The sequence below is a fragment of the Sphingomonas sp. GC_Shp_3 genome, assembly GCF_026540945.1.
Lineage (GTDB): Bacteria > Pseudomonadota > Alphaproteobacteria > Sphingomonadales > Sphingomonadaceae > Sphingomonas.
In genome coordinates this window covers 95571-121228 of sequence record NZ_JALNUT010000004.1, presented here as the reverse complement: position 1 = coordinate 121228, position 25658 = coordinate 95571, and the positions used below count along the sequence as shown (strand labels likewise).

The 25658-nt window shown below is 65.3% G+C and carries 18 protein-coding genes; 7 read left to right on the top strand and 11 right to left on the bottom strand.

Going from position 1 to position 25658, the window contains the following annotated elements; translation table 11 throughout:
- Nucleotides 1-16 precede the first annotated feature (16 nt).
- From OXR00_RS11175 to OXR00_RS11165, 3 genes are read right to left on the bottom strand one after another with little or no spacing between them, the layout of a single operon-like run.
- A complete protein-coding gene (locus OXR00_RS11175; RefSeq protein ID WP_267388302.1) occupies nt 17-2026 on the bottom strand; it encodes a M3 family metallopeptidase in 2010 nt (669 codons plus the stop codon).
- A complete protein-coding gene (locus OXR00_RS11170) occupies nt 2013-2834 on the bottom strand; it encodes a transglutaminase family protein (protein ID WP_267388301.1) in 822 nt (273 codons plus the stop codon). Before OXR00_RS11170 ends, OXR00_RS11175 begins: the two co-directional genes overlap by 14 nt.
- Nucleotides 2835-2838: 4 nt before the next feature.
- Nucleotides 2839-3756 carry a transglutaminase family protein gene (locus OXR00_RS11165; RefSeq protein WP_242150475.1) on the bottom strand — a complete coding sequence of 306 codons (918 nt, stop codon included), beginning with the start codon at nt 3754-3756 and terminating at the stop codon, nt 2839-2841.
- 13 nt (nt 3757-3769) lie between these two features.
- On the opposite strand from OXR00_RS11165, the gene OXR00_RS11160 reads away from it, so the two are divergent.
- Entirely contained in the window at nt 3770-4537 is a 768-nt protein-coding gene (locus OXR00_RS11160) for an N-formylglutamate amidohydrolase (protein WP_267388300.1), read from the top strand.
- Nucleotides 4538-4602: 65 nt separating this feature from the next.
- Complete coding sequence (locus OXR00_RS11155; RefSeq protein ID WP_267388299.1) at nt 4603-4857, top strand: hypothetical protein; 255 nt, start codon at nt 4603-4605, stop codon at nt 4855-4857.
- 243 nt (nt 4858-5100) lie between these two features.
- Here the strand turns inward: OXR00_RS11155 and OXR00_RS11150 are convergent, their stop codons facing one another.
- Together OXR00_RS11150 and OXR00_RS11145 are read right to left on the bottom strand one after the other, a co-directional pair.
- Nucleotides 5101-5739, bottom strand: coding sequence for a hypothetical protein (locus OXR00_RS11150; RefSeq protein WP_267388298.1), 639 nt, complete (start codon nt 5737-5739; stop codon nt 5101-5103).
- A gap of 42 nt (nt 5740-5781) precedes the next feature.
- Complete coding sequence (locus tag OXR00_RS11145) at nt 5782-6084, bottom strand: hypothetical protein (protein WP_267388297.1); 303 nt, start codon at nt 6082-6084, stop codon at nt 5782-5784.
- Between the two features lie 237 nt (nt 6085-6321).
- Between OXR00_RS11145 and OXR00_RS11140 the strand changes: the two genes are divergently transcribed.
- Together OXR00_RS11140 and OXR00_RS11135 are read left to right on the top strand one after the other, a co-directional pair.
- Nucleotides 6322-6453: a hypothetical protein gene (locus tag OXR00_RS11140; RefSeq protein WP_267388296.1), complete on the top strand. Its 132-nt coding sequence runs from the start codon at nt 6322-6324 to the stop codon at nt 6451-6453.
- A gap of 255 nt (nt 6454-6708) precedes the next feature.
- On the top strand, nt 6709-7767 hold the full coding sequence (locus OXR00_RS11135) for a hemerythrin domain-containing protein (RefSeq protein WP_267388295.1): 1059 nt from the start codon (nt 6709-6711) through the stop codon (nt 7765-7767).
- A 43-nt stretch (nt 7768-7810) separates the two neighbouring features.
- Here the strand turns inward: OXR00_RS11135 and OXR00_RS11130 are convergent, their stop codons facing one another.
- Genes OXR00_RS11130 through OXR00_RS11115 form a run of 4 tightly spaced genes read right to left on the bottom strand, consistent with a single transcriptional unit; the run spans nt 7811 to nt 14257 of the window.
- Nucleotides 7811-9292 (bottom strand): tryptophan halogenase family protein, encoded by a 1482-nt coding sequence (locus tag OXR00_RS11130; RefSeq protein WP_267388294.1) that lies wholly within the window; start codon nt 9290-9292, stop codon nt 7811-7813.
- Entirely contained in the window at nt 9289-10266 is a 978-nt protein-coding gene (locus OXR00_RS11125; protein ID WP_267388293.1) for a cupin-like domain-containing protein, read from the bottom strand. Before OXR00_RS11125 ends, OXR00_RS11130 begins: the two co-directional genes overlap by 4 nt.
- Nucleotides 10266-11024, bottom strand: a complete 759-nt coding sequence (locus tag OXR00_RS11120; RefSeq protein ID WP_346731996.1) for a SapC family protein — start codon at nt 11022-11024, stop codon at nt 10266-10268. The genes OXR00_RS11125 and OXR00_RS11120 overlap by 1 nt, the downstream gene beginning before the upstream one ends.
- A 32-nt stretch (nt 11025-11056) precedes the next feature.
- Nucleotides 11057-14257 carry a TonB-dependent receptor gene (locus OXR00_RS11115; RefSeq protein WP_242150451.1) on the bottom strand — a complete coding sequence of 1067 codons (3201 nt, stop codon included), beginning with the start codon at nt 14255-14257 and terminating at the stop codon, nt 11057-11059.
- A 327-nt stretch (nt 14258-14584) separates the two neighbouring features.
- Here OXR00_RS11115 and OXR00_RS11110 point away from each other — a divergent pair, with 327 nt between their 5' ends.
- The 3 genes from OXR00_RS11110 to OXR00_RS11100 all read left to right on the top strand — a co-directional run bounded on the left by OXR00_RS11110 (nt 14585) and on the right by OXR00_RS11100 (nt 19431).
- Entirely contained in the window at nt 14585-15595 is a 1011-nt protein-coding gene (locus OXR00_RS11110; protein ID WP_267388292.1) for a LacI family DNA-binding transcriptional regulator, read from the top strand.
- Nucleotides 15595-16848 (top strand): MFS transporter, encoded by a 1254-nt coding sequence (locus OXR00_RS11105; RefSeq protein ID WP_267388291.1) that lies wholly within the window; start codon nt 15595-15597, stop codon nt 16846-16848. The genes OXR00_RS11110 and OXR00_RS11105 overlap by 1 nt, the downstream gene beginning before the upstream one ends.
- An 87-nt stretch (nt 16849-16935) precedes the next feature.
- On the top strand, nt 16936-19431 hold the full coding sequence (locus OXR00_RS11100; protein ID WP_267388290.1) for an exo 1,3/1,4-beta-D-glucan glucohydrolase: 2496 nt from the start codon (nt 16936-16938) through the stop codon (nt 19429-19431).
- 73 nt (nt 19432-19504) lie between these two features.
- Here OXR00_RS11100 and OXR00_RS11095 read toward each other — a convergent pair whose 3' ends face one another.
- Nucleotides 19505-22528 (bottom strand): glycosyl hydrolase family 28-related protein, encoded by a 3024-nt coding sequence (locus OXR00_RS11095; RefSeq protein WP_267388289.1) that lies wholly within the window; start codon nt 22526-22528, stop codon nt 19505-19507.
- Between the two features lie 92 nt (nt 22529-22620).
- Entirely contained in the window at nt 22621-25647 is a 3027-nt protein-coding gene (locus OXR00_RS11090; RefSeq protein WP_267388288.1) for a TonB-dependent receptor, read from the bottom strand.
- Between the last annotated feature and the right edge of the window lie 11 nt (nt 25648-25658).

Genomic DNA, 25658 nt, shown 5'->3' with positions numbered 1-25658 from the left:
CCGAATTCGTGGCCGCTTACGCTAGGCGGCGATCGCGGATCAATGCGGTCTCATCAGGGTCTCTGCCGCGGAACGCCAGGAACGATGCCGCCGGATCACGCGCGTTGCCCCGGGCGAGCACCTCACGCCGAAACCGCTCCGCCAGCGTGCGGTCGAAGATGTCGCCGGCCTCCACGAAAGCGGCGAACGCATCGGCATCGAGGACCTCCGCCCATAGATAGCTGTAATAACGCGCCGCGTAGCCACCGTCGAACACGTGGGTAAAGTGGGTAAGGCCATGACGCGGCACGATCAGTGGCGGCATACCCGCTTGCGTGAGGATGCGCCCGGCCACCGTCACCGCATCGGCGACAGGTTCGCTCTGACGGTGCAGTTCGAGATCGATGATCGCGGAGGCGAGGAACTCGACGGTCGCGAACCCCTGCCCGAAATCATCGGCATGGCCGATCGCGGTAACCAGCGCCTCTGGCAGGCCGAGCGCGGTCAGCGTTTCCGCCGCGACAATCCAATGCTCCATGAACTTGCTGGGAAACTCAACGAAGTCGCGCGCCACCGCAGTGCCGGCTTGGCTAGGATAGGTCACGTCCGACAACAGGGCGTGCAACGCGTGGCCGAATTCGTGGAATGAAGTCCGCGCCTCGTCGATTGACAGGCCGGTCTCCGCGCCATCCGGCGCGCGCGCGAAATTGGCGACGAGATACACGATCGGCAGCACCGGGCCGTCGAGCTTCTCCTGCACCCGCAGCGAGCCCATCCACGCGCCGCCATGCTTCTCCGCGCGGGCGAAATCGTCAGTGTAGAGCAGTCCGAGCGGGGTGCCATCATTCTCGGACACCGCCCATGCCTGCACGTCGGCATGCCACCCCGGCAGATCGGCACGTCGTTCGAACTGCAAGCCGTAGAGTCGTCCGGCGGTGGCGAAGGCGGCGGCGCGTACCTTGTCCAGCGTCAGGTGCTGCTTGACCGCAGTGCCGTCGAGTGCGTAGCGCGCGCGGCGCACCTGCTCGGCATAGAAGCGCCAATCCCAGGGCGCGAGCGCAACGCCGTCGACCTCGGCAAGCCGCTCCAGCTCGTCCTGCTCGGCGGCGATCTGCCCGAGTGCGGGTTGCCATACCCGCATCAGCAGCCCCGCCGCCGCGTCGGGTGTCTTCGCCATACTGTCTGCCAGCGCATAATCCGCGTAGCACGCATAGCCGAGCAGCGCCGCCTGCTCGTGCCGGAGCGCGAGGATCTGGTCGACCAGCGCGCGATTGTCATGCGCGCCGCCGTCGCAGCGCGTGGTGAAGGCACGCCACATCCACTCCCGCAGATCGCGGCGGCGCGAGAAGGTCAGCACCGCCTCCGCATCGCTGCGGCCGAGGGTCAGCAGATAACCACTGGCGTGACCACGCGCCTCCGCGCGGGCAGCAGCAGCGGTGCGGATCATCTCGGGCAGACCGTCGAGATCGCTTTCGTCGAGCAGCATCTCCCAATCCGCTGCCGCCGCCATCACGTTCTGCCCGAACGTGATCGACAGTGTGGAAAGTTGCTGCGCGATGTCGGCATAACGCGCCTTGTCGGCGGCATCGAGGTCGGCACCACCATCGACGAAACCGTGGTAGCTATCGTGCAGCAACCGCTGCTGCGCCTCGTTCAAGTCGAGCGCGGCGCGCTGTGCCCATACCGCACGGACCCGCGCGAACAGGCGCGGGTCATGCGCCACCGCGATACCGTGTTCGGTCAGCACCCTCGAAACGTCCGGCTCGATCGCGCGCAGCGCCGGTGTCGCGTGCGCGGAACTCAGCGTGAAGAAGACGCGGCGTACCCGCGCCAGCCGTGCGCCGACCCGCTCCATCGCCTCCACGGTGTTGGCGAAATCGGGCGTGGCCGGGTCGGCGGCAATCGCCTCCAGCTCCGCCGCCGCCTGCGTAATACCCCGCCGAAAGGCGGGCAGGAACGCCTCGGGCGTAATCGCCGCGAAGTCCGGCGCGCCGAACGCCAGGGCGCTTTCGTCGAGCAGCGGGTCGCGCACCTCAGCCTCGGTCAAGTGCCGCAACCTCGTCGGTGTGAACATCGAAGCCAGCCAGCCAGGCCGGCCCGAACGTGGTGGTGAGTGCGGTATCGGTCGCATCGCGGCCGCGCGCCATCAGGATGCGGCCGATACGGGGCTGGTTATGACGCGCGTCAAACGTGTGCCAGCGTCCGCCAAGATACACGTCGAACCAGGCGGAGAAATCCATCGGCGCGTCCGACACCGGCACACCGATATCGCCCAGATATCCCGTGCAATAGCGCGCCGGGATGTTCATGCACCGACACAAGGTAATCGCAAGGTGCGCGAAATCGCGACACACCCCCTGCCGTTCCTGATGTGCGTCCCATGCCGTTTTGGTCGGACGTGCGAAGTTGTAGCCGAACTGAATATGGTTGTGGGTGAACTCTACGATCGCCTGCACCCGCTCCCAGCCGGAAATGATGTGGCCGAACATCGACCAGGCAACGTTCGACAACCGGTCGGTTTCGCAATAGCGGCTGCCGAGCAGGAAGATCAGCACGTCGTCGGGCAGATCCTCCAGCGGATGCTGGATCGCGTCGGGCGTTACAGGATCGGGCTCGCCACTGTCCTCGATCGTGAAGTCGCACGACAGTGTCAGGCCACCGGCGGGCACGGTAAGCCGCGTGCACATGTTGCCGAACGAGTCGGTGTAACCGTACATCGGCACATCGGGCGCCCCGATGATGCGGTGCGGCGTCACCAGATCCTTGTTGCGGGACGGATGGATGCTGAGCAACGCCAGCATCGGCGTCGCCACCTCCGTTTCGTAGCGGATCTCATACCCGGCGCGTATCAGCACGATGTCATTCCCCTGATGCCGCAGCGGCTGGTTGTCCCGGAATCGTAACGCGATCCTCGACGGAAATGTCCACGCCGACCGTCATGTCGACGAAGCTGCCGGGAAAGCCCGCCCACGTCCCCGACACCGGCACCGCCTGATAGATATCGCGCGCCACCGCCACCCGGATCAGCCCGCGATTGCCGATGATGCCGTTGGTGGGATCGAACTCCACCCAACCCGATCCGGGGAGGTACACCCGCACCCATGCATGCGTGTTGCCACCGCCACGCCGCTCGTCGCGTTGCGACGGGTTGTAGACATAGCCTGACACGAACCGCGCCGCGAAACCCAGCGCACGCACCGCCTCGATCATCAGCATCGCATAGTCGCGGCAAGTGCCGCTACGCTTTGTCAGCGTTTCGATCGGCGTCTGCGTGCCCTTCTCGTGGCGGGCGACATAGGTGAAGTCACGCTTGATCGCGGCGGTCATCTCCGACAGCATCGCCAGCGTGTCGGTCTGGCCGGACGGGCTGAGGAAGCCGCGCGCCCATTGGTCGATCTGGCGGAGCGGATCGAGATGCTGGCGCTCGATTGATCGGAGCAGATCGGGCATCTCCTCCGAGTTGTAGGTAAAGGGATAGCGGCGCGCATACTCCTCGATATCGACGGTCTGGAGGTCCGCCGGCTGGTGATCGAGGCGGATACGGCTATCGATGATGAGTTGCTTGGCGCGTTTGCGGAACGTCGCGATCGCCACGGCGTTGCCGAACACATCCTGTAGCCAGCGCACGTCGGCGGGCTCGGGATCGATCAGCAGTTGCGCGTCGAGCAGATGCTGGTCGTAACTTTCGCGCGGACGCACCATGATGCGGTGTTCGCCGAACGACACCGGCTGCCGATACGTGTAGGTGGTGACATGGGACAATCTGAGGAAAGGCATCGAGCGTCTTCACATGAATTGCCAGCCGAGCCAATCACTGCTGGGAGCGGACGATCCGATTCCCGTCCGCATCGTCAACCCCGCGGGAACGTCATCGTTCCTGCTCATCGGCGATCATGCCGGCAACGCCGTACCCGCGTATCTCACGCCGTTCGGGGTGTCGGACGAGGAAATGGTGCGCCATATCGCCTGGGATATCGGCATCGCCGAATTGGGCGAGCGACTGGCAACGGCCCTCGACGCGACCTTCATCAGCCAGCGCTATTCGCGGCTGGTGATCGACTGCAACCGTGATCCGGCCGCGCCTGACGCCATGCCCGAGTTCAGCGACGGCACGACCCTGCCCCGCAACGCCGCGTTGAGCGACGCGGACCGGGCAACACGCGTTGCTGCGGTCCACACACCCTATCACGCCGCAATCGCCGCCGAACTGACACGGCGTGATGCCGCCGGGCGCGAGACCGTGGTGATCGCGCTGCACAGCTTCACCCCGACGATGCGCGGCGTGGCGCGGCCGTGGCAGATCGGCGTGCTGCACGGCGGCGCCAACGATAGCTTCGCCCGCGCTGTGCTGGCGGGGCTGACCGCACGTGGCGACCTCGTCGTCGGCGACAATGAACCCTATGCGATGGATCGCATCGATTACACGATCCCGCAGCACGCATTCGCAGCGGGGCGGCGCTACGTCGAGACCGAAATCCGACAGGATCTGCTCGCATCACACGACCAGATCGCGGACTGGGCCACGCTGCTGGAGGAGGTGTTCACCACCGCGCTGTAAGCCGGCGGCTCGCGGGAACCAGCCTTCGCTCCGTGTGGTTCTAATAGCCGAAGAGGAGACCAGCGATGGATGTTGCCCATACCACCTTGGCCGAGCGGATCGCCCGCGCACTCGCCGGCCTCGACCATAGCGCCAATGGCGACGGCGTCGAACGGTCGGCGTCGGCAAGCGTCGATGAAACCTGGCCAGGGTACCTCGATCAGGCAGATGCGATCCTGCGCACCATACGCGAACCATCGGCACAGATGGCGGCAACGGGTGATCCGCGCATCTGGGCCGCAATGGTGGAGGCGGCGATCGCGGAGCGTGAGACGATATGACCGTCAGTGTGCAAGATCCTGTGCAGCACGCGGCCGAGGATCGAAATGCAGGACCATCTCAGGCGCCGGCGTTGAACCGCAACGAGAGGCGAAAGATCGCGGCGGATGCCCGCCGCAGTAACAAACCGGCAAAATCTTGTAGCTGTTGCTGAGCATGCGGTCAGGGCACATACCGTTTGCGGCGATGCTACCGCCGCAGCCGGTGGGATAGAGGCTCGTCCGCATGGACGAGCCTCATTCTGGTCAGAAGCTCGACGTCGATGTCGGCACGTGCTCGGTGGCCGTGCCGTAGCGGCTGCGCTCGGCGATCACCTGATCGTGCGTGTAGGCGGGTGCGGTTTCGTCGAAGCTGCTCCAGCCATCCTGACGATAGGCGCTGCCGCGGGTCGCCGCGTCGACGGCATTGTGGCGCGCCAGCACCGCCTCCGCCTGGGGCGCAAGATCGTCGGGAACGCGCGCGCTCACCAGCGTGCCACCGCGCCGCACGCCTTCCGAATACACGTGCGCCTCCTCTTCGGTGTGCCCGGCGTTCTTGAGCGCGCCGACGATGCTGCCGGTAGCGGCACCGCCAAGCGCACCGATCCCCGCGCCGGCGGCGGTTGCGGCAAGCCAGCCAGCCGCGACGATCGGGCCGAGACCGGGAATCGCGAGCAGACCAAGCCCGGCGAGCAAACCGCCGGCACCACCGAGCACCGCCCCGGTCGACGTACCACGCGTCACATCCCCGTGGTCGTCGACGCCCTCATGGTCGCCGTGTGCACCATCGGCGTTGTTGGCGACGAGGCTGAGATCACCATGCGGGATGCCCAGGCTCTCAAGCTCGGCAACGGCGGACTTCGCATCGGCGTAGGTATCGAAAAGGCGGGTGACGGTCTGGGTCATGACTTGATCCTTTGACTGGGGAAACGAGGCGGTTCAGGACGATCAGCGTACGACGTTGCCCTTGTAGTCGACGCCGACACGAACCTTGCTGTGGCCCTTAAAAGCCATGCCGCGCCACACGCCGTTGCGATCCTTGGCGAGATTGCCGACGCGCGAATAACCGGCCTTCATCAGACGGCCACGTGCCTGTGCCTGTGTGAAGGAGTTCGCACCACGCGCGGGCGTGCCGATCTGGTGCGGGCTGCCATCCTTGATGATCGGGTTGTGGGAGCCGGTCTGCTGGGCGATTGCGCCCGAGGCAAACAGGCAGGACGCGGCAGCCGCTGCCAAAAGATATCGTTTCATGCTATGCTCTCCTGCTGGTGCGACACAAACGCGCCAGAGTGCGCTTCGCTCCTCCCCGGAGCGGCTCAACGGCCCGGTTCGTCGCGTTCCGGCGGGCGAGCCAAGAAGAACGCGCGAACACTACCAAATCGCTGAACCAAGCGACGGACAGGGCGTTGTAACCCCGTGTATCATGGCAGCAGGACAAGCGCGCCCTTGCCTGCGGCTGCGGTGTACTTTTCGCGGAAAGGAACCCCCATGCCCGAGCAAACTCGTTACGAAAGCAAGCCCGGTCACAATGCCGCCAAACGCATGGGCATCGGTCTCGCGATCGTCGCGGTGATCGCAGTTGTCGTCGCAGTCGTTGGCATCTGGTGGATGCCGTTCTAACCACCGACTCCTGGCTTAATTGCGGAGCGCAAAACCGAATAGCGTGACGTGAGCAACGGTGGCGGTCTCTTGCGCGATTGGCAAATTGGCTACGATCCGCGCGATGGTCTCCGCGACAAATGCTCCAGGCTTTGGTTGGCTGAACGCTCCCGCCCGCCACCGACGACCTCGCGGTCGCCGATCTCGCCTGCGGGGCGGACGGAACTCCTCTGACGATAAGGCTTTGTAGCCAGAACCCACGGGAGACATCGACTCATGGCCGACAACAAGAGCAATCGTGGCGCGCGGGACCGCGCAACCGTCGCCGCCGGCGAGACCTACGAAGTCGATGCGTTCGCCAACAAACGTAACATCAGCCGCGACGAAGCAAAGGCGCTGATCGAACGGGTCGGCAACAACCGCGCCAAGCTTGACGCGGCGGTCGCGGAGCAACAGCGGCAACCGGCCGTTAAGCCGGTCAAGCGTGCACGCACACCGCGCACGACGCCACAGCCGAGCGCCACCGCGAGACGCGCCCGAGCGCCCAAAATGACGATCTCCGATACGGTTGCCGACACAGTGGCACCAGCCGCAGCCGCTGTGGAAAAGGCGGTTGTCGAGCCGCTCGCCAAGGCTGCGGCACCGACCAAGCGTCGTGCGACGGCTGCCGGCCGCAAAGCCAACGTGGCGGCGCGGCGCGGCACTGCGCGCGCCCGCGCAACAGCGGTTACCGCACCCAGAACCGCGCGCAGACAAGCGCATGCCGCTCTCGAAACCGCGAAAGCCGGTGCGACAAGCCGCACTGCCAAGCTGGTCGGTATGGCCGCAGCAGGACTGGTAACCGCGTTCGCCGTCAACCTTGGTCGCAAGGCGACGGTGCAGGCGCCGACCGCCCTCGCCGGCGACTGGTTTGACGGCATCAAGGTCGAACACAAAGCCGCGCTCGCGCTATTCGACCGTATCCAGGCGACCGACAGCAGCGATACCGTCGAACGCACCGCATTGCTGACGCATCTGAAGCATGCGTTGTCGAAACATGCCTATACGGAAGAGAACGTCATCTACACCGCGCTGCGCGCGTGGGGGGACAAGGCCGATGCCGACAAGCTCAACCACGATCACGGCTATGTGAAGCAGTATCTCTACGAACTCGCCGAGATGGACAATGCCGAGCCCGCCTTCCTCACGAAGGTCGCCGCGTTCCGCGCGGACCTCGAAGCCCATATTCGCGAGGAGGAAAACGCGATCTTCCCGCCGCTTCACGTAAGCCTGGGCGACGCCGGCAACGCAAAACTGACCGCGCTCGCCAACAAGGAAGGCTTCAAGCTCGCCTGAGCGCCGGATCAGTCAATGCCGAGGTGTCACGCGACCAAGTCGTTCACGCGGCGCAATATTGCCTGAGAAACGTCTCGTGCGTCGGCATCCTCGCAACGGTTTGGGCGATATTCTGCTGCACCTCTGCAAAGGCACGCCGCAGATGCGCCTCGCTGAGCATATGGCCCATCCGGTGGTAACCCTCTGGCTCCAGTCGCTGGCCGAACATCACCTGTAACCAACTGTCCGACTGGAACAGATCGTCCGCACTCTGCGGGGTCAGTGCCGCCTCGCGGAACAGGTCGATGCGGTGGGCGAGGCTGTCGGGGATCGGCATCGTACGGCACCGCTCCCAGAACGGATCGTCGCGACGCTGGTTTAGGTAATAATGCAGGATGATGAAGTCCCGCACCCGCTCCAGTTCGGTCTCGGCCAACGCGTTATAGTGCCGCACCAGCGACGGCTTGATGCCGCCGAACGGGAAATTCTGGATCAGCCGCGTCACGCCGATCATGATGAGGTGGATGCTCGTCGATTCCAGCGGCTCGACGAAGCTGCTGGCGAGGCCGAGCGCGACGCAGTTCTTGCTCCACACCTGTTTGCGCCGACCCGTCACATAGCGGATCAGGCGCGGCTCGGTGGTCGGCGGCCCATCAATGCTGCCGAGCAGCGTCTCATGCGCAGCTTCGTCGGACAGGTAATCGCTGCAATAGACCAGCCCGTTGCCGACGCGATGCTGCAACGGGATCTGCCACTGCCAGCCGGCCTCATGCGCAATCGCGCGCGTATACGGGCGTGCCGGGACGAGCGACGCCGTCTGCACGGCAAGCGCGCGATTGGTCGGCAGCCAGTGGCTCCAATCCTCATACCCGGCGTGCAAGGTCTGCTCGATCAGCAGCCCGCGAAAGCCGGTGCAATCCACGAAGAGATCGCCCGCGACGACCCGTCCGTCGCCGAGGTCGAGCGCTTGGATAAAGCCGGTTTCGGCATCTTGTCGCACGCTGGCGATCTTGCCCTCGATCCGCGTGACGCCGCGCGCCTCGCTGAAGCTGCGCAAAAAGCGGGCATATAGCCCGGCATCGAAATGATAGGCGTAGTTGATCCCGCCTTTGTCCGATGTGGCGAACTTGCCCGCTTCGGCAGCGGCCATTTCAAGGCAGTACGCAGCCAGATCGTCAGCGATGCCCGCCTCACGTCCGCGCAGCCACATATGCTGGAAATCGCCCATCCAGATCGACTGTCCGACGCGCCCGAACGCGTGGAAATACCGGTCGCCGCGCCGTGCCCAGTTCTCGAACGCGATGCCGAGCTTGAAGGTCGCCTGCGTCGCGCGCAGAAACGCGCGTTCGTCAAGTTCGAGCAGACGGTGGAAGGTGCGGATCGTCGGGATCGTCGCTTCGCCGACGCCCACCGTGCCGATTTCGTCGGATTCGACCAGTGCCACATCGATCAGCGGACCGAGATGTTTCGACAGCGCCGCCGCCGCAACCCAGCCGGCGGTGCCACCACCGGCGATGACGACGCGCTTCACGGGGGTGGTGCTCATCGGTTCAGCCTCTGGAGAAGGTGCGCGCGCAGCCGGCGCGCGGTGGTCGCATCAAGCGGCGCGAGCGCGCCGCGCGCGCCCTCGGGGAGATGCTCGGCCGCACGGCTCGGTTCGCCGAACACATAATAGTCGAAAAGCGCTCGCCACGCCTGCTTCTCGCTGTCGGATCGGTCGCGGAGGCTCAGCAGGCCGTGCAGCAGCGTCGTCATTGGCGTGTCGAGGAAGCGCGGCGCATCGTTCCACCAGAAATTGACGAGGATGTTGAAGTCGTCCAGCGCCTCGACATGGTGCCACCACAGCGCCGGATAGACGAGCACGTCACCCGGATCGAGATCGAACACCTGCGCCACCTGTAACGCCTCGGCGAAGCGGGGATAGCGTGCAAGATCGGGTGCGCGCACGTCGACCATGCTCACCACCTGCCCGCCCGGTGTCGGTTCGAGCGGGCCGGGGTAGAGGTTCGCGACCTGATCCGGCGGAAACAGCGTGAAGCGCCGCCGCCCCGCCGCGCAGCACGCGACGTTGTTCGACTGGTCCCAATGCGTTGCCGCGATGGTGCGATTGCCGATCCAGATACTCGCCAGGGGTGTCGTCGCCCCGAAACCGGATCCCGGAAGTGCAGTCTCTCCGCGCAGACCGGGCAGATAGGTGTCGAGGTCCGTCGAACCGACGTACAACGCCTCGTCACCACCTGCCAGCAGCCGGTCGAGCCAGCCGTCCAGCGGTATGCGTGCGGCCGTGAAGTTCATCCCCGTCAATGCGGCGTCGTAGAAGAACCGCCCGCCGGCCTCGCGTGGCGCGGTATAGCCGACCACCGGCTTACCATTGTAGAACCGCTTGAGATACGTGGCCGCAGCTGCCGGCCCGGTCAGCCCCGCCTGCACCAGTGGCCAGTCGCGCACCAGCCCGCGCAGCACCACCGGCTGCTGCGCTGCGATCAGGGCAGCCGGATCGAACGCGGCGTCCGCTTGCATCACGCCGCCACCGCAATCCCGTTCAGCCCGCTCCGTCGCCGGTTCTTCATGTCGATCAACCGGCTGATATTTCCTAGCGAGGACGCGACCAGAAAGCCATGCCGAAGGAATCCGGCATGGTTGAGCGCGGCCAGCCCGGCGGCGTCCAGCCCGGCAAGCCGCCCCGCACCGATCGTATAGCAATCCGGAATATCGTAACGGGTCGCTTCATCGAGCGCGATCTCCAGCCGCACCGGCTCGATCAGGTCGGCCGCTTCGAAGGCCGCGAACATCGCGGCGCGCTGCGCAAGCCCGTCGTGCACCACCTGCAACACCCGTACGATATGGTCGAGATACGGCGACTGCCCACCATGCGGCAGGAACACCGCCTGCCCCTCTCCCGAGCCGACGCGTGGATGATCGAGATCGACGTGGATCATCGGCTCGCGCTCGCCCGTGCCGCGATCGACCATGCCGATCATGAAGGCGCCGCGCTGATGCACCACCGGCACGTGCCGCGCCTGCCAGCCAGCGTCGTCCAGAAAGAGGTTCTCGTCGCGGTCGAGCCCGAGGAGCGCCACCGCGTAAAATGCCCCGGCCGCGTCCTTGCGGAACAGGATCGGATATTCGCGCTGAACCTCGTCGAACTCGGTCGGGAACACCGCGCACTGATTGACTGAATCGCCGAAGCGCACGGCATAGCCCGTCGCCACGCGCAGATCGGCGTGCGCGACGTTGTCGAGAAGTACCACCCGCGTCATCACGCCCCCATCGGTCATGCCCGGGGCACCGACACCCCGGGCACCCCTTATCAGAACTTGTAGCGCGCGCCGAACAGGAAGCGCCGCTTCAGTTCCTGTGCGAACCACAGGTTGGTCTCGGACCGACCGTAGGTGCGCAGGCTCTCGTTGGTCAGGTTGATGCCTTCGATCGACAACGCGACGTGCGGGTTGAGATCGTAGCTGATGTTGGCATCGAGCTGACCATATGGCTTGGTGTAGACCGGGTTCTTGTAGCTGTCCCGGTTGAGCGACGTCAGGAAGCTGTCGCGCCAGTTATAGCTCAGCCGTGCCGAGATGCCGTTCTTGTCGTAGATCAGCGTGGCGTTGGCGGTGTTGCTCAGGCCGGTCAGCGCGAACTGATCGATGTTGGGATCGCCCGCGTTGTTGAAGCCGATGTTGCCCTTCACGTAGGTGAAGCTGCCCGACACGCCGAAACCGGTCTGCCCGAGGAAATATTGGCCGGCGATCTCGAAGCCGTAGATCTCCGCGTCCTTGTTGTTGATCGGCCGCGACACGGTGAAGTTATACAGCGGGTCCTGCGCGGTGCCGTCGAGATCGACCGCCGACAGCACGGTGTTGATGAACGCCTGATCGACCGACTTCGTCGTCGGGCTGTAATGCTGCTGGAACTGCGTTGCGGCGGATGCCGCACCATCGCGCAGCAACAAGGCCGAGTAGGTGAACAGATTGACGTCGCTGATATCCGCACCGAGATTGGTCAACGCCGCCTTGGCCTGGCCCGAGATCGTCCCCGCCGCGCCAGAGCTCGGGTCGCGCAGGCCGAACAGCGGGCTCTGCGACTGGCCGGTGCCGATGAAATTGTGCACCCGCTTGTCGAAGAAGCCGACCGAGAAATACGTGTCCGGGCGGAAGTAATATTCGAACGATACGTCGAGGTTGTCCGAAATCAGCGGCGCGAGGTTCGGGTTGCCGGTGTTCGCCGTCGCCACGCCGCCGATCGCGGTCGGGCGCGGCGGGGCCGCGACCGAATAGGAGGCGAACAGATTGTCGTAGTTCGGCCGCGCGATCGTCCGGCTCGCCGAGAAGCGACCGATCAAATTCTGCTTCAATTCGACCTGGAAATCGAACGAGGGCAGGATGTTGTCGTACGATCCGCGCCCGCTCAGCGGTTGTGGTTGCGAGCCGACGTGCACCGTGAAATCGTTGTCCGCCACCCAGCTGATCGAGGTCGGGATCGACTGAAGCGAGATCGCCTCTTCCTTGGTATGCTCATAACGCGCGCCGGCGACGAGGCTGGCGTTGTGCCCGGCCAGTTCGCCCTTCCACGTGACCTGCGCATAGCCGGCGAAGATGGTCTCCTTGACCGTGTTGTTCTGGCTGGCGGTGATGCCGACCGTATTGCCCTGCCCGGCATAATAGGCCGACAATGCCTTGTTCAGCGTCACCGCGTTGCCGCGGAACGCGTCGAGGTTCACGCCCGACGCCTTGGGGTCATAGGCGCTGAACTTGCACAGCAGGCAGAACGGCTGGAGCACGCCGGGTGCGATCTGTTCGATGTCGCCGGGGTGATCGACGCTCCAGTTGCCGAGCGTCTGCTGCGTCGAGACGAGCTGCTGGTTGGTATCGGAATCGCGGTACAGACCACCGAAATCGAACCGGCTGCCGCTGCCCAGATCCCAGCCGAAGTCGATCCGGCCTTCCTTCACCGTCTGGCGCTGGCTGGTGGTATAGGTGCGGCCAATCGTCGAGCCGACATCGCCCACGTCGAACGTGCCGTTGTTGTTACCCTTCGACGCGTCGCTGAACACGATATCCTGCACCGGGATCGGGCCGCTGTAATCGACCGAGTGCGACGTGATGACGTTGGCGCCGGTTGCCACCAGCGTCGAGCTGGTGCCGTCCGGATTGTTCGGCAGCACCGACGATTTGCCGTAATGGCCATCGACAGCGATGGTGAAGTTGTCGGCAACGTCCCACTTCAGGTTGAGGCCGTAATCCTGCAACTCGTTCTTCTGCGCGCGCGACTGCTGCTCGAAATCCTCGTCCTTCACGCCGGCGATCGTCTCGTGGAGGAAGGTGGTAGTCGCGACGTTGGGGTTGTTGTCGAACGTGACGACGTCGAACGGGCGGTTGAACCAGTTCGATTCGTCCGAACGCTGCTCTTCCTGCTTGGTGCGCGCGTACAGCGCATCGGCGGTGACAGTGAGCGAATCGGTCGGCTTGAATTGCACGATCGCCTGACCGTTCAGCCGCTGATATTTGTCGTCGGAGAAGTGATAACGGCTGTCGTTCGGCACCGAGACGAGGTGGTTCGGGTCGGTGGGCGCGTTGTTGATCTTGGTCGCAGCGTTAACGAAGCCGTTGGCCGGATCGATGAAATCCTTATAGGTCCGGATATTCCAGTCGTTCGACGTGGCTGACACGGTCGAGAAGTGCCGCTCCTGATAGCTCCCGAACAACGACACGCCAAAGGTCTGGTCGGCGTTCGACCAGCTGCCGAGCCCGGTGAACTCCGGCGTGACGACCGAGCCGCAATCCACGCAATCGCTCGCGCTGGTGTCATAGTTGAGCTTGGCGCCGACGCTGCCGTTGAAGCCGGATTCGCGCGCATCGAGCGGACGGCGCGTCACCACGTTGATGGTCGCGCCGATGCCGCCCGAGGGGACCGCGGCGCGGCCGGTCTTGTAGACCTCCAGCGTCTTAACGCCTTCCGAGGCGAGGTTGGAAAAGTCGAACGAGCGCGTCACGCCGACGGTGCCGTCCGCGCTCTCGTCGCCGCCGACCGTCTGCGCGTAGGACGAGGCGAGCGTGCGGCCGTTCAGCGTGACGAGGTTGAAGCTCGGCCCGAAGCCGCGCACCGTAACCTGCGCGCCCTGCCCGTTGACGCGGTCGATCGACACACCGGTGATGCGCTGGAGCGATTCCGCCAGGTTGGTGTCGGGGAACTTGCCGATGTCTTCCGCCGAGATCGCGTCGACGATGCCGGTCGAGTTGCGCTTGATCGCGATCGAGCGTTCGAGGCTGGCGCGTACGCCGGTCACGACAATGTCGTCGGCGGCAGCAGCAGGGGTGTCCGGCACGGCGTTGGTCGCGGTGGCACCAGTCTGGGGCGAAGGCGTCGCGGCGGCGGTATCGGCCTGCGGGGTGCCCTGCTGCGCCGACACCGATGCGTCTTGCGCGAATGCGGCATGCGGCAGTGCGAGACCTGCGGCGATCGCGACGACGGACGCCGACCAGCCCAGTACGGACGCGTGATTCCTGCTCTTCATAAATCCCCCTCTCCCAAGTCGCGGCACATTGCGGCCGCCAATATCGTCTCCGATCCCCCTGTTCGGGACCGACGATCGCTGCGCTACTCTCTTGTCCTACGTTGTCAACATTATACTATTCCGGAATGGCGGGACTTGAGTGAACTGCGATGATGCTAACCTGTCGCGTTGCCGCAGAATTACGTCCGATCGCGGCATTGATGCGCGTAGCCTGTCGGTAGCCTATTCGTTCACCGGCGCAATTTGGTGCTGTCAACGCAATCTGGATCGCTGGTGCGGCTGCGCCATTGTCGCTATCGCGTAAAGCGAATGGTTTCGGACGTTGGAATGAAGCGAACCACGATTGTCGATGTAGGACGGCTGGCCGGGGTTTCGGCCAAGACGGTTTCGCGCGTGCTGAACGACGAGCCGCACGTCAGCGCAGCGGTGAAACAGCGTGTGCGCGAGGCGGCGGATCAACTCGATTACCACCCCAACGTCTTTGCGCAGGCGTTGGTCCGGCGCAAATCGAACATGATCGGACTGATCTACGAGAACCCGAGTCCAAGCTATGTCGTCGAGCTGCAGCGCGGCGTGCTCGAACGGCTAAAGGGTGAACGCTATCGGCTGGTGGTGATCCCGATCCGATCCGTGCAGGAACATGCCGCCGAGGTTGTCGGCATCCTTCGCTCCGCCGCGCTCGACGGGGTGGTACTGGCGCCGCCGGCATCGGATAATCCGATCATTCTCACCCAGTTACGGGATGCGCGCATTCTCTGCGCCCGGATCGTGCCGACCCGCATGATTGAAGCGGCGCCAAGCAATCTGGTCGACGACGTCGCCGCCGCCCGCGCGATTGCGGACTATGTGATCGAACTCGGCCACCGCGAGATCGCGATCATCCGTGGCGACCCGACCCACGCCTCGACCGAGGCGCGGATGCTCGGCTACATGCAGGCGCTGCACACGGCCGGCATCGACATGCGGCTGGAACGGATCGAACCCGGGTTGTTCACCTTCGACAGCGGCCTTGTCGCCGGACGGCAGATCTTCGGTCGCGGCGATCGGCCGACCGCCATTCTCGCGCAGAACGACGACATGGCGGTGGGCGCGATGATGGCCGCGCGCGAGTTCGGCTTGTCGATCCCCGACGACGTATCGATTGTCGGGTTCGACGATTCGGAAGTCTCGCGCGTCACCTGGCCCCGGCTGACCACGATCCGGCAACCGGTGTTCGAGATGGCGGTCGCCGCGACCGAAATGCTGGTCGCGCAACTCGAAGGTCAGGAGTTCGCGATGCGCATCATGCACCCACACGAACTGATGATCCGCGAGTCCGCTGCGCCGCCACGGCCCTGATGCTGCGGCGGCGGGAAATCTGGTCTTATGCGGCCGGCGATTTCGGGTTCAACACCGTATGGCAGTCGATCGAACTCTACCTTCTATTCTACTATATCCGTGAACTCGGCATTGCGCCTGCGGTGGCGTCCTCGATCTTCCTAGCCGGCGCGGCTGCGGACTGGCTGATGGACATGCTCGTCGGCGTATTGGCCGACCGGCTGGCGCCACGCGTGTCGCTCGGCGCATGGGTGTCGATCGGCGGACCGCTGTCGGTGCTGATCCTGTGCGCAGCGTTCGCGCCGCCGCCCGTGGCGCCGATGTATGTGCCCTGGTATGCACTCGCTGCCTACCTCGCGCTGCGCTGCGCTTATGGCATCGGCAACATCCCTTACGGGGCACTGACCGCACGGATTTCAGCGGACCCGGCCGATCATCTCCGGCTGACGGGGGCACGGATGCAGGCCGCCGCACTGGGCGGCCTGGTCGCGGCCGCCGTCTATGCCTTGTTCCCGACGGGCGGGCGCAGCGGCGCTGATTTCTCGCTCGGCGCGCCGCTGCTGGCGGGGATCGCCGTGCCGACGTTCTTCGCCACCACCTTCGGAACGCGCATCCGTGTCGCAGCGACGCGCTCGCCGGACCACCAGTTCGGCCGCGCGCTGGCAGGATCGTTCACGCTGCTCACCCGCTCGGCAGCGTTGCGCCGACTGATCGCGACGATCCTTGCCGTCGGGCTGGCCGTATCGCTCATCAACGTGTCGCTGTTGTTCGTGTTCGACCGGCTCGGCGCGCAACGCTGGGGCTATTGGGCCGCGCTGCTGCCTGCGCTATCGCTGCTGCTGACAACACCGCTGTGGACGCAGGCGGCATCGCGTCTTGGTCGGGTCGCGACCCTGCGCATCGCCGCCGCGCTGATGTTCGCGGCTGCGCTGTTCGGCATCGTCGGGCACGGGATCGCACCGACGCTGGCCAGCGTCGCGGTCGTTATCATCGCCAGCCAAGGCGTTTCGGTGATGTTCTGGTCGCTCGTGCCCGCGACGGTCATCGCCTGCGAACAGGACGGTGCAGCCGCCGGCTATGCCGCGCAAGTCTATGCCGCCGCGACGATCGCCCGCAAGCTCGCACAAGCTTTGGCCACGCAAGTGCTTGCATTCACGCTGATCGTTCCCGCTTTCCCAGCCCTCGGAGGCGTGGCGCTGGCAGCGTTAGCCGCACTGCTCTGCGCCTTGATTTACAGCCCTGTTGAGCATCGATCCCATACCGATCAGCCTTGACATCGTTATGTCAACGTTGTCAGTGCATGTTTGACAAGAAAGCGTGTCTGGCAGCGTCGAACTGTCGCGCGGGAGAGAGGATCATCCATGAAAATCATGCTCGGCCTTGCGGGCCTGGCCTGCACCACGACGGCTGCCGTTTGCGCGCAAGCACCGCAGGCGAAGCCAGTGGCCCCCGCACCGACCATCCACCCGGCGCTATGGCCAAGCGCGACCTGGCCAGTGCGTCCGATCGCCGCCGACGAGGCGCGCATCGCCGATCTGCTGAAGCGCATGACGGTAGAGGAGAAGGTCGGCCAGATCCTGCAGGCCAACATCACCGATATCACACCGGACGAGGTGCGAAGGTATCACATCGGCTCCGTGCTCAACGGCGGCAACGCCGGGCCGGGCGGTGACGATTACGCGCCGCCGCCCAAGTGGCTGGAACTCGCCGACCGATTTTGGATAGCGTCGACCGACACGTCGCAGGGCGGCGTCGGCATCCCGATCCTGTGGGGTACCGATGCGGTGCACGGCCATAGCAACATCATCGGCGCTACGCTGTTCCCCCAGAACATCGGTTTGGGCGCTATGCGTGACCCGGCGCTTATCGCGCGGATCGGCGCGGCCACGGCGGCAGAAATCCGCACCACCGGGCAGGAATGGACCTTCGCACCGACGATCACGGTGCCGCAGGATTACCGCTGGGGTCGTGCGTATGAGGGCTATTCGTCAAACCCCGACCTGGTGGCGAGCTACGTCCAGAACATGATTCTCGGGCTGCAAGGAGCGCCCGACGGCAGTCGCATCCTCGCCGGGCCGCACGTGCTTGCCAGCACGAAGCACTTCATCGGCGATGGTGGCACTTTCGAGGGCCACGATCAGGGTGATGCCAGGATCAGCGAGACCGAACTTCGCGACATTCATGGCAAGCCCTACATCCCGGCGGTGGAGGCGGGTGTCGGCACGGTGATGACGAGCTTCTCGAGTTGGCAGGGTCGCAAGATCGCCGGTGAAAAGGCCCTGGTGACGGGTGTGCTGAAGAGCCGGATGCACTTCGGCGGTTTTGTTGTGACCGACTGGAACGCGCACGGCCAGATCGCGGGCTGCACCAACGAAAGCTGCCCGCAGGCGATCAATGCCGGGATCGACATGTATATGGCGCCGGACACGTGGAGGTCGCTTTACACGTCGCTGATCGCGCAGGTGAAAGACGGCACGGTGCCGATGGCGCGGCTTGACGATGCGGTCGGGCGGATTCTGCGCGTGAAGCTGCGGCTCGGCCTGTTCGAGGTCGGCAAGCCTTCGTCGCGCGCGCTCGCCGGCGACTGGAGCATGCTGGGCGCGCCCGCGCACCGCGCGATCGCGCGCGAGGCGGTGGCCAAGTCGCTGGTGCTGCTGAAGGATACCGGCGTGCTGCCGCTCAAGCCGTCCGCCAACATCCTCGTCGCGGGCGATGGCGCGGACGATGTCGGCCGCCAGTCGGGCGGCTGGACGCTGAGCTGGCAGGGCACCGGCCTTTCGGCAAGCATGTTCCCGGGCGCGACGAGCCTGTGGGCGGGCATTAAGGCGGCGGTGAGCGCAGGTGGCGGCCACGCCGAATATGCGCCGGACGGCCACTTCACCAAACGGCCGGATGCGGCCATCGTGGTGTTCGGCGAGACGCCGTATGCCGAGTTCCAGGGCGATCTGCGCACGCTGCAACTGCGCCCGGAACTGCGCCGCCCGCTGGAAACCATGCGGCGGCTGAAGGCGGCGGGCGTGCCTGTCGTTGCAGTGATGCTGACCGGGCGACCGCTGTTCGTGAACCCGGAGTTGAACGCAGCCGACGCGTTCGTCGTGGCGTGGCTGCCCGGCACGGAGGGCGCGGGCCTCGCCGATCGACTGTTTGCCGCCGGCCCGCGCAACGCCAGCTTCACCGGCAAGCTGCCCGCCGCCTGGCCGATGACCGCGCGGCCCGGTGGCCCGGACCTGTACCCGTTCGGCTATGGCCTGAGCGGGGGTGAGCATCATGCCGCCTGGACGCCGCTGTCGGAAGATGCCGGCGTGGTCGATGACAGCAACACGGGCGTCTATCTCGCCGCCGGCGTCGCGCAGCCGAGCTGGTCGCTACAGGTCAGCGACGGCGTGGGCGGTAACACCCGCATCACCACCGTACCCGCGCAGGCGCTGAATGGCCGCATCAAGGTGACCGCGATCGACTATGACGTACAGGAAGGCGCGCGGCGCTTCTCGCTGGCGGGCGGCGGCGCGCAAGTGGTCGAACTCACCACCCATGCGCCGATCGATCTCCGGCGCGAGACGAATGGCGATGTCCTGCTGCTGACGACGATGCGGATCGAGAGCGCCGTTCCCACCGACCTGTCGATCGGCATGGGCTGCGGCCCGGAGTGCCGCGCGAGCGTGCCGCTTCAGTCCACCAAGCTACCGACCGACCTGTGGCAGACGATCGGCATCCCGCTGAAATGTTTCGCGACGACAGCCGACATGGCGAAGATCGACACGCCGTTTCGTCTGAGCACTACGCAACGGTTCCAGGTGAGTATCGCCCGCGTCGCGGTCGGCACGGTGGCCGACAAGGTCATCGCCTGCCCGCGTTAGCCCTGTAGCGGGCACGCTCCCGACGTATCCCTGATGGAGTAGCGCGTCGGACCGGGCGCGCTACTCCGCCGGATCAGCGGCGGACGCGGTACAGGCCGTGGTGGGTTAGGATGAACAGACTGTGCTTGTCCTCGCCGCCGAACACCAGTTGCAACGGCCGTTCGGGAACGTCGATCCGCCCGATCTGCCGGCCGTCGGCGTCGAACACGAACACCTGTCCGTTGGCGACATAGACGTTGCCATCCGGGCCGGCGACCACGCTCTCCCCGCCGCGATCCGCGAAAGCGCGCAGATCCGTGATCGCGCCGTTTTCGCCGAGCAGGCCGCTGTAGGTCTTGTCCTCAGATTCATTGCTGACGAACACGCGGCTGCCGGGTGTCGCGGCGACGAAGCCATAGGCATCGAGCGGATCGGAGAAGCGCCAGCCGCGGAAGTCGGTCGGCCCCTGCCGGATGGCGCGGTACGCAGGCAGCACCAAACTGCCATCGGGCGATACGTAATGGCTGGGTCTGGCGATCGCCATGTCGCGCGCGAACATCCCCGCCAGCGTGGTGAAGCGTAGCGTCGCCGGATCGATCTGATCCTTGAACTCGCCATTCACCCAGTAATTGACCGGCAGCACCGTCTGCGCGTTCGCGGGCGCAGCCGCATCGGTCGGCGCGATGGTGATGATCGCATCGTCGGGGCCACCGGGCTTGAAGCTGTAGACGCTGCCGGCGTGCCCGTCTGATGACAGCACCATCAGATCGCCCGAGCGCGCCACCGCGAGATTGACCGGGTCGAGCGGGCTTTGCTGCACGATCGTCAGTTTCCGCGTGTCCGACCAGCCGTAGATGCGCTGCTGGTGGTGGTCGACGAAATACAGCGTGCCGTCCGGCGCGGCGGCGGCACCGGAGATTGAGTAGAAGCCGTCGGCAAGCTTTTCGACGCTCGCACCTGCCGGAAACACTGCGGGCCTAACCGGGGCCGGAGCGGCGGGGACGTCGAGCGTGGCGAACTCGCGCTCGCGCACCGACAAACCGTGGGTGATATCCTGGATCGCATCACCATAAGGGAATTTGCTCGCGCGCAGATACGTCGCGCAGCCTTCCGCGTCGCACATGCCGATGCCGCTTTCGGCGTTCACATGCACATTGCGGAAACGAATGTCGGCGGAATTGTAGAGCTTGACCGCGCTGTCTGCGGGCTTGATCGTCCGCGTGACCCGGTAGGCATGGTAATTCGCGACGAGGATATCGCGAGAGTCGCGAATTTCGAGCGATACCGTGTCCTGGCTTTCGCCCGCCTCCTCCTCGGTCTGCGGCGCGAGGAACTCCCAGTGCGCGACGCGGTTTAGCGCGATCTCGGTGCGGGCGTGGTGCTCGCTGGAGAGTTGATAGACGTGGCCGGGCGTACCGGTGTCGGACACGTACATGCCGGCCTGCGCGAAGGTGTTCGGCGTCCAGATGTTGGAGAAGGTGCCGCCGCCGCCACGCGTAACCCACAGGCTTGGATATTGCGCGTCCCACCGTTTGGCGGGATCGGGATCGCCGGTGTGGTTGGCATTGTACGGGTCCACGCGCGTGCCATCGGCCAGATTGGTGCCGTGGCCGCCCTGGAACTTCACGTCTTCGACCAGTGAGCCTGCGCCCGCGGTCCAGAACAGCCCGGTCGCGCGCGGGTTGATGCCCCCGGTCGAGATGCCCAGACCCGAGACGATCGCCGCGCCGCCATCGGCCGAGCGGATCACCGCCTTGGGTGCGCCGATTCCCTGATAGCCGGGTGTGCCATCGGGCAGCACGATCTGGGTGAGGCTCGGGTGCAGGCCGATCAGCACCGTGTCGGGCTTCAGCCGCAACGTGTCGCGCACGACATAGCGCCCGGCAGGGAAGTACAGCACGCGGTGCGTATCAATCGCCTGTTGCAGCGAGGCGGTATCGTCGCTGATGTTGTCGCCTTTGGCGCCGAGCGTGCGGACGTCGACCCATTCTGCGGTAGCGGGCAGCGTCGGCAACGCGGGAGCGACCGCGGGCGCCGGAGCGCTGAGCGCCTCCGCCTTCATCACGGTTGTGACCTTACCCATCACGCCCAGCGCCGGCACCGCGACGCCGTGGCTGAACGCGGTGACACGGTAGTTCGCCCCCTGCCCCGAAACCGCCTTGCCGCTGTCGCGCAACCGCGCGAACACCGGCGTGGCGGTCGCGACCGCGTTCTCGAAGCCGATCTGCGTATAGGCGCTGGCTTCGTTGGAGATCACCACGCCCGCGCGCGACACGCGATCGAAGCGGACGTTCTTGCCCCACAGCCAGTCGTTGTAGCCCGCATCGATATCCACGCCCACCGGCACGTTGCGGATCGCGACGTTGACCATGGTGAGGCCCGCCTGATGCTCCCGGATCGCGGCGTCGCGCTGTCCATCGAAGGTGGAATCGATGAGGCTGAACTGCCACGCCGGCGACGTGCCCTCGGCAAGGATGCCGTACCGCCCGCCACGAAAGTGCAGATCGCTGGCGAGGTTGGCGACCTGATAGATACCGGCCAGCCCCGAACCGATATCGAAGTCGATATGGCTGAGGTACGCATGCTGCGCGGCGTGGAAGCGGATTGCGGTCGCCGCCGGATTGCCGTTGCCGATCGCGAAGTCCACGTTGCTGAGCGCGGAATAGAAGGTGCCAGGGTTAGCATCGGCGATCTGTGGGTCATACGGCACGCTGCCGGGGGGCGGGAACGGCACGTGCTTGACCTCGCCTCGCGTCGCCCCGGCGAAGATCAGCATGTTGGCGATGCCGCGCTGAAAGCCGGGTGTCGCATCGCCCAGTACGATCACCGGTCGCGTCGCGCCAACGCCGAACACACGCACGCCCGGCCACAGGTAGATCGTGCGGGTGATGCGGTAGCGACCGGACGGCACGAACACGATGCCGCCGCCAGGCTTCGCCGCGGCGTCGTCGATCGCGCGTTGCAGCACGCCGCTGTCGTCGGCACGGCCATCGCCCCGCCCGGCGACGGTGATGGCGCGCGGATCGTTCGGCTTTGTCTGGAGCACCGATGGTCCGGCAACGGCCACCGCCGGTATCGCAAGCAGGCCAAGGGCAAGGGCAGACCTCAACATGCGCATACTCCTCGATCGGGTATCTGAAATAAAGCGTCCCGACCTTTCGGCCGGGACGAGGAAGCCGCTACCACCGGTTGCGGCAGGGGTCGAACGATCTAGAAGTTATACCGCACGCCGACGCGGAACAGCCGGCCAAGCGTGTCGTACAGCGCCTGGTTGATGTCGATGCCAGTATTGGTCTGCGGCGAAGGCGTGGGATCGCGATCGAGTAGATTGTCGATCTTGAAATAGGCGTTGAGCTTGGGCGTGATGTTGTACGATCCGCCGAGGTCGAGATAAAAGGCGCCCGGCATGGAGTTGTTGTCGATCGTCGGGTGCTGTGTGTTCTCCAGCGCGGTGCGCCCGGTCGGGCAATTACCAGCGCTGCACACCACATATTCCTGCGCGTACACGCCGTCGCTGAACCAGCGCTGCTGCACGTTGAAGCTGAACTTGTCGGTCGTCCAGTTCTCGGTCAGCAGCAGCTTCCACGATGGTGTGTTGCCCGCATTCACCCCCGCGCTCTGAATCGGGATGGTGCCGGGTACGCCGGGATCGGTGATGAAGTTCTTCACGTTGGTGGCAAGGCCGCGCAGCACGAACCGGCCGGGCAGCCCCACCGCGCTCGCCTCCATCTGATAGCTCGCCTCGATATCGAAGCCGTCGGTAAAGATCGACGCAAGGTTGAACGCCTGCAGGTTGACGAAGGCGGTGCCGCTGGTCGGCGTCAGGTCGAACGCGCTGCACAGCGTGGTGATGCCGCTGTAGCACAGGTTCACCTCCTGCTGCGCGCCGAGCGTCGAGATGACCCCGTTCACCTTGATCCGATAGTAATCGAACGAGGCGCTGAACCCGGGCAGCCAGTGCGGCCGCGACAGCGTGATGCCGGCGGTGGTGTTGCGCGCGATCTCCGGCTTGAGATTGGGGTTGCCGATCGCGTTCTGCAGGATCGTCAGCGTCGAGGGCACACCCGCCGCGCGGTTCGGATCGGGGTTGGTGAAGTTCGGCACGGTGGTGGTGATGGGTGCCGCGAACAATTCGGACAGGTTGGGCGCGCGCACGTCGCGCGAGGTGACCGCGCGCAGCCGCACGCCGTCGATCGGCGTATCCCAGGTGCCGCCGATCTTCCACGTGTAGACCGTGCCCGACGTGCTGTAATTGGTGACGCGGCCAGCGACGTTGAGGTTGGCGCTGCCGAGCGTGTCCGACTTGAGGAACGGCAGATTGACCTCAACGAACCCTTCCGCGACGTGATAGCTGCCACGACCGTTGTGGTAATTGCCCGCGTACCAGTTCGCGCCGTTGGTCGAGAGCAGCGGATCGGCCGGATAGGCTGTGCTGTACGGGCTCTCGTCCGACACGCCGTTGCCATAGGGATCGCCGACGACATGGTAGAATTCGTTGCGATATTCCGCACCGAAGGCGAGCGACACCGGCCCTGCCCATAGTGACAGCGGCGATCCGCTGAAGCTCGCGCTCACCGCGTCCTGCGTCTGTCGGGTATGCTGGGTCGGGCCGTTGCCGGGCTCGATATAGTCGAGCGCGGCCTGGCTCGGCGCCGCACCGCCGATGATGTTGATCGGCACGCAGCCGTTCGCGCGCGCGACCGGGTTGGCGCAGACGATCTGGCCGCCCAGGCTGATCGCCTGGATCGCGGCGTTGTAGCGCGGCGTCAGCGTGATGTTGTGGACGGCGATGTCGGTGATGTTCTCGCCGTGTTCATAGGAGACGTCGTAGCTCCAGCTCGATCCGAACACCTGCAACTTACCCGCCGCGCCACCGACGAAGCGGTATTGCTTGCGGGTGGGATAGACCGAGATGTTCTCGGGCAGTTCGCCGTTGCTGGTGCCGAACTGGAACTGCGTGATCCCGGCGTTCTGGCACGCCGAGACGATCGAGGCGGGCACGAACGGGTTGGAGCATTGCAGCGTCAGCCCGGATTTGGTCGCGCCGGGGTTGGGCTGGTTCATCGTGTCGACCTGCGCGATGTTGACGGTCGCGTAGATCTCGTTGTCGGCATCAAGATCGAAACCGATTCGCCCGTAGCCATTATAGCGGTCGAGCCGCGATTGCAGCGTCGTGCCGATGCCGACATTGCCTGACAGATCTCCGCCGAGGCAGAACCCGCCCGAGGTGTAACACCCCGATACGGTGCCAGCGGCGTTGCGCGACGGCACCCCGCCAGAACCGTAATTGAACGGGAACGGATTGCCGCTCGCGTCGAACGCGGTGCCCTGCAACGGGCCGGAACTGATCAGGCCGTATTTGGTGTACTGGTAGGCCTGCGCATGGTCGCGGACGAGGTACTGCGGCGACCCGTCATTGGTCACACCGCGGTTGACGAAGGTGGAGGTGCGATACCAGCGCCGCCCGCCCGGCGCCGCCTCGCCGAAGCCACCCGCAGGCACGCCATCCTCATGATCATATTCCCCGCTTACCTCGACATGAAGGCGATCGTTGAGGAACGCGCGGCCGGCGGCGGCCTGGAACAGCACCTGCTTGTTGTCGCCATACGTGGTGATGCCGCCGGCGAGGTTCGCCTTGAACCCTTCGAAATGCTTGCCGGTGATGAAGTTGACGACGCCGCCGACCGCATCCGAGCCGTAGGAGGCGGACGCGCCGCCGGTCACCACGTCGACCCGCTTGATAAGCAATTGCGGGAACAGGCTGATGTCTGGCACGCCGGTCACGTTCGCACCCACCACACGCTGCCCGTCAAGCAGCGTCAGCGTGCGGATCGTGCCGAGCCCGCGCAGCGAGAACGAACTGAGCCCCTGCTGGCCGCTCGACGTGCTGTTGGTGCCGGTGGTGACGCCGCTCGACCCTTGCAGCGAGGGCAATTGCGCGATCGTGGTGAAGACGTTCGGCTCGGCATTGCGCGCGATGTCCGCCGCACCGATCATCGTGGTCGGCGTCGGCGCGGTGAAGCCACCGGTGGTGATGCGCGAGCCCGTGACGACAATGTCCTTGCCGCCATTGGCGGTATCTTCCGGTGCGGCCGGTTCGGACGGCGCCAATGCCGACTGCGCCGGGTCGGCAGGCGTGGCCGGTGCCTGCGCGTGTGCCGGAAGAGAAAGGCCGATCGCCACCGCCGCGCCGACGGATGCGAGCAGCCGCCCGCGTGTTGCTTTACGTTGAAACATAACGAACCTCC

What these genes read in the sequence shown, in the direction of transcription:
- OXR00_RS11165 (WP_242150475.1), bottom strand. Translation starts at nt 3,756, where the DNA reads ATGCCTTTCCTCAGATTGTCCCATGTCACCACCTACACGTATCGGCAG.
- OXR00_RS11160 (WP_267388300.1), top strand. Translation starts at nt 3,770, where the DNA reads ATGAATTGCCAGCCGAGCCAATCACTGCTGGGAGCGGACGATCCGATT.
- OXR00_RS11155 (WP_267388299.1), top strand. Translation starts at nt 4,603, where the DNA reads ATGGATGTTGCCCATACCACCTTGGCCGAGCGGATCGCCCGCGCACTC.
- OXR00_RS11150 (WP_267388298.1), bottom strand. Translation starts at nt 5,739, where the DNA reads ATGACCCAGACCGTCACCCGCCTTTTCGATACCTACGCCGATGCGAAG.
- OXR00_RS11145 (WP_267388297.1), bottom strand. Translation starts at nt 6,084, where the DNA reads ATGAAACGATATCTTTTGGCAGCGGCTGCCGCGTCCTGCCTGTTTGCC.
- OXR00_RS11140 (WP_267388296.1), top strand. Translation starts at nt 6,322, where the DNA reads ATGCCCGAGCAAACTCGTTACGAAAGCAAGCCCGGTCACAATGCCGCC.
- OXR00_RS11135 (WP_267388295.1), top strand. Translation starts at nt 6,709, where the DNA reads ATGGCCGACAACAAGAGCAATCGTGGCGCGCGGGACCGCGCAACCGTC.
- OXR00_RS11130 (WP_267388294.1), bottom strand. Translation starts at nt 9,292, where the DNA reads ATGAGCACCACCCCCGTGAAGCGCGTCGTCATCGCCGGTGGTGGCACC.
- OXR00_RS11125 (WP_267388293.1), bottom strand. Translation starts at nt 10,266, where the DNA reads ATGCAAGCGGACGCCGCGTTCGATCCGGCTGCCCTGATCGCAGCGCAG.
- OXR00_RS11120 (WP_346731996.1), bottom strand. Translation starts at nt 11,024, where the DNA reads ATGACCGATGGGGGCGTGATGACGCGGGTGGTACTTCTCGACAACGTC.
- OXR00_RS11115 (WP_242150451.1), bottom strand. Translation starts at nt 14,257, where the DNA reads ATGAAGAGCAGGAATCACGCGTCCGTACTGGGCTGGTCGGCGTCCGTC.
- OXR00_RS11110 (WP_267388292.1), top strand. Translation starts at nt 14,585, where the DNA reads ATGAAGCGAACCACGATTGTCGATGTAGGACGGCTGGCCGGGGTTTCG.
- OXR00_RS11105 (WP_267388291.1), top strand. Translation starts at nt 15,595, where the DNA reads ATGCTGCGGCGGCGGGAAATCTGGTCTTATGCGGCCGGCGATTTCGGG.
- OXR00_RS11100 (WP_267388290.1), top strand. Translation starts at nt 16,936, where the DNA reads ATGAAAATCATGCTCGGCCTTGCGGGCCTGGCCTGCACCACGACGGCT.
- OXR00_RS11095 (WP_267388289.1), bottom strand. Translation starts at nt 22,528, where the DNA reads ATGCGCATGTTGAGGTCTGCCCTTGCCCTTGGCCTGCTTGCGATACCG.
- OXR00_RS11090 (WP_267388288.1), bottom strand. Translation starts at nt 25,647, where the DNA reads ATGTTTCAACGTAAAGCAACACGCGGGCGGCTGCTCGCATCCGTCGGC.